Genomic DNA, 2,888 nt, shown 5'->3' on the forward strand with positions numbered 1-2,888 from the left:
GGTAGGCATGGAACAGCCACGACAGGCCCATCGTCGAGGCGGAAAGCACGACCAGCAGCGCGCCCCTCCGCAGGGCCGTACCCGACATCATCTGTCGCCTGAAGTTCACTGCCATCCAGAACAGCAACAGGACAGGATTTACGGCGAACGCGAGCGCGATCCACACCGTCTCGGATGACCCAACGTAGTCGCCCCTGAACAACGTGTCCAAAGAGCTGAAGAGGGACAAGCTCGCCAAGAGCAACAGCGTACCTTCCACCCACAACAGGAACTTTCTCATCCCCTCTCCCACCGTGTCACACCGCGCCAGTAGTTCCCGTCGCCGCCTGGCTATGCACCGGCCAGGAAGCAGTCCATGGCGACCGCCCGCAATTGGCCGACAGCGGCGATGCAACATGCGGGGGTGTCAGCGACAGGTGTCGAAGCCTGCACCCTTTTAGGGACGGGTTTGCCCGTGCGTCTACCGTTCCGCCACGCCGACGGATCGCATCGTATCCGCTGACTGGACAACCCGGAAGCAGCTGTTGGTGAACGACAGCACCTGGCCGGCTGCAGGCGTTCGGACATAGCCTCGATCAGGCTCCGCGTTCGAGCCGCCACAGTCTGTAACCGCAGTACAGCATAGTGAGAATGGAGGTGGTAAGCGCGGCAGAGGCGAGCCAGAACACGCCCTGCTGAAGTGGCTCGAAGGCATTGCTGGGTGAGATGGCTGCGCCTGCGCTGGCCAGCAGGTTATCGAGCACGAGGGCCGCCACGATGACACCAATGCTGGACACGAAGCTCAGGGCCCAGGCACGGGTCAGCCGCTTCTTCTCGGCGGTAAACGGATCATCGTGCCGTTGGGGCCGGATGCCGTTGCGGAAATTGTCGAGGTTCACGATGGCGCTCAGTACGGCGCTCCAAAGCTCTTCAACTAGTCGCCCCACGTGTGTTCTCCCTGTATGCCAAGCGATTTCAACACGGGTCGACCTTCGATGCAAAGCTGCGTCCGCCCATGTCTCGCGACGCGTATATCAGACGGTGACAACTCTCCGCTGTTGGCTGGTCGACGTCATTCGTAGAACTTGCCGGCCACCAGGATTTGAGCAGCGCGCCTCCACGGGTTCTCCGGCTTCTCGTAGAAGCGCAAGCCGTCGATCGAGGCTTCACCCCAGGATGCGGCCGCTTCGAGCAGCGCACCGATGGTCCTGTTCTCCCACCCGAGAGCACCCTGTCCGTACGGACTGGACGGGGTCAACGCTTCGATCGCTCGGTGCGCCTTCCAGTCTTCAGCGAGGGAGACCAGAAACTGGATGAAGCTTCGTTCATCGCTGACGTCGTCCGCGAGCGCCTGGGGGTCGGTTGACATGGAATAGCTCTGCTTAACGTGAAGTTACCGCCGAGGCCAGGCGCGACGGGTCATCGCAGATGACCCTGGAAGCCTCTTGTCGCGACCGGCGGCTCATGGCTAGAACCGCCGACGCTTGCCGAGAGCATACGGCCATGGCGCAGGCGGAGGCACTGGCAAGCTGCCGGCGCAGCCGCCATCGATCGCCTCAGATTTCAGTCTGTTCGGAGATCTCGAGCGCGTCGTCGACTTCGATACCCAGATACCGCACCGTCGACTCGAGCTTGGAGTGCCCAAGGAGCAGCTGCACGGCGCGGAGGTTCTTGGTGCGCCGGTAGATCAGCGTCGCCTTCGTCCTTCGCATCGAGTGCGTCCCGTAGTCGGCGCGATCCAGCCCCAGTTCCTCGACCCAGTGCCCGAGGATTCTGGCGTACTGGCGAGTACCCAGATGGAGCGAGTCGTGGAGGCGGCTTGGAAACAGAAAGTCCTCCGGCTTCAGCCTGGCGATCGTGATCCAAGCCTGCACGGCATCTCGGGCGGCTGACGTGATTTCGAACTGAACCGGGCGCTGGGTCTTGTGCTGGACAACGATGGCACGTGCGGCCACCTGGTCGCCGTGACACACATCGCGGACCTTCAGGCCGACCAGATCACAGCCGCGCAGCTTGCTGTCAATGCCGAGGTTGAAGAGCGCCAACTCACGAACCCGGCCTTCCATCTGCAACCGGACGCGCAGGGCCCAGATGTCCTTGAGCTTGAATGGCGCTTTTTGCCCGACGAGCTTGCCCTTGTTCCACGGTTCGCGAAGAACTGCGTTACCTGGAGTGCCCATGATGGTCTCCCATCGAGTTGAGGGCCATGCAGGATGCGCGCGGTCACCGCCTGCACTTGCTCTGAGCCGCCCCCCTGGCTGCGTCTGACGGGCAGCTTTGGAGCGGTCTGGCAAACTCACGCTGCCGGCCATGAACAGCCGTTCGCCAACGACCGGTATCGGGCCGGCTACAGTGCGCCATGTCGCCGCCAACCATTTCAGTCGTACTTGTGCACGTGCCCGACGTACCAGCCGCTGCCAAGTCCGCACGATGGGAATCTGAGGCAGTTCCGACGCCGGTATCGGACACCTAGGGCGTTAGACATCGGGAGCCGAATCTACATGCAGGTCAGCCGAGAGAAGATGTCGCCTACGGGCTTGTGCTCACTGCTTCTGTGTCTTGCCCTAGTGCCCGGGATGTCGGCAGGCTACGTGTTCTTGCAGACTGGCTACGTGCACGAAGGTGTTGGCGCGGCCTACTTTCTTCCGGCCATCATGCTAGCGGCGCCCACGTTGATCGTCGCCGCGAAATGTTTCGAGCGAGCGGGTGAGTACGGCACAAGACAGTTCACCCTGGTGCTGGGCAGCATCGTTCTATCTGCGATGGTGCTTGTTGCGCCGTACCTTGCCATGCGGTCTTTGTAGTGAACACTGCCAATGACGAGTGGCAGCAGCCGACAGGCAACAATCGGCCATGAACCGTCGGTCGCCGATGACCGCTCGCACGCCTCCTCCCCACCGCCAAGACTC

General features: G+C 62.2%; 5 protein-coding genes. All 5 read right to left on the minus strand.

Annotated features, from left to right (window positions below; genetic code table 11):
• Positions 1-280: hypothetical protein (locus AC1D15_RS25160; RefSeq protein WP_477828128.1), on the minus strand; the 280-nt coding region annotated here is incomplete at its 3' end.
• A gap of 295 nt (positions 281-575) precedes the next feature.
• Positions 576-878, minus strand: a complete 303-nt coding sequence (locus AC1D15_RS25165) for a hypothetical protein (protein ID WP_477828129.1) — start codon at positions 876-878, stop codon at positions 576-578.
• A gap of 173 nt (positions 879-1,051) precedes the next feature.
• Positions 1,052-1,348, minus strand: coding sequence for a DUF7660 family protein (locus AC1D15_RS25170; RefSeq protein WP_477828130.1), 297 nt, complete (start codon positions 1,346-1,348; stop codon positions 1,052-1,054).
• A 187-nt stretch (positions 1,349-1,535) separates the two neighbouring features.
• Positions 1,536-2,159, minus strand: coding sequence for a tyrosine-type recombinase/integrase (locus AC1D15_RS25175; protein ID WP_477828131.1), 624 nt, complete (start codon positions 2,157-2,159; stop codon positions 1,536-1,538).
• 455 nt (positions 2,160-2,614) lie between these two features.
• Positions 2,615-2,888, minus strand: a 274-nt coding sequence (locus tag AC1D15_RS25180; protein ID WP_477828132.1) for a hypothetical protein, incomplete at its 5' end; no start/stop codon positions are given.

This window comes from Rhizobacter sp. P2_H2 (assembly GCF_056403375.1).

Excerpts from the sequence above, each read along its gene's own strand:
- AC1D15_RS25175 (WP_477828131.1), bottom strand. The coding sequence starts at position 2,159 with ATGGGCACTCCAGGTAACGCAGTTCTTCGCGAACCGTGGAACAAGGGC.
- AC1D15_RS25170 (WP_477828130.1), bottom strand. The coding sequence starts at position 1,348 with ATGTCAACCGACCCCCAGGCGCTCGCGGACGACGTCAGCGATGAACGA.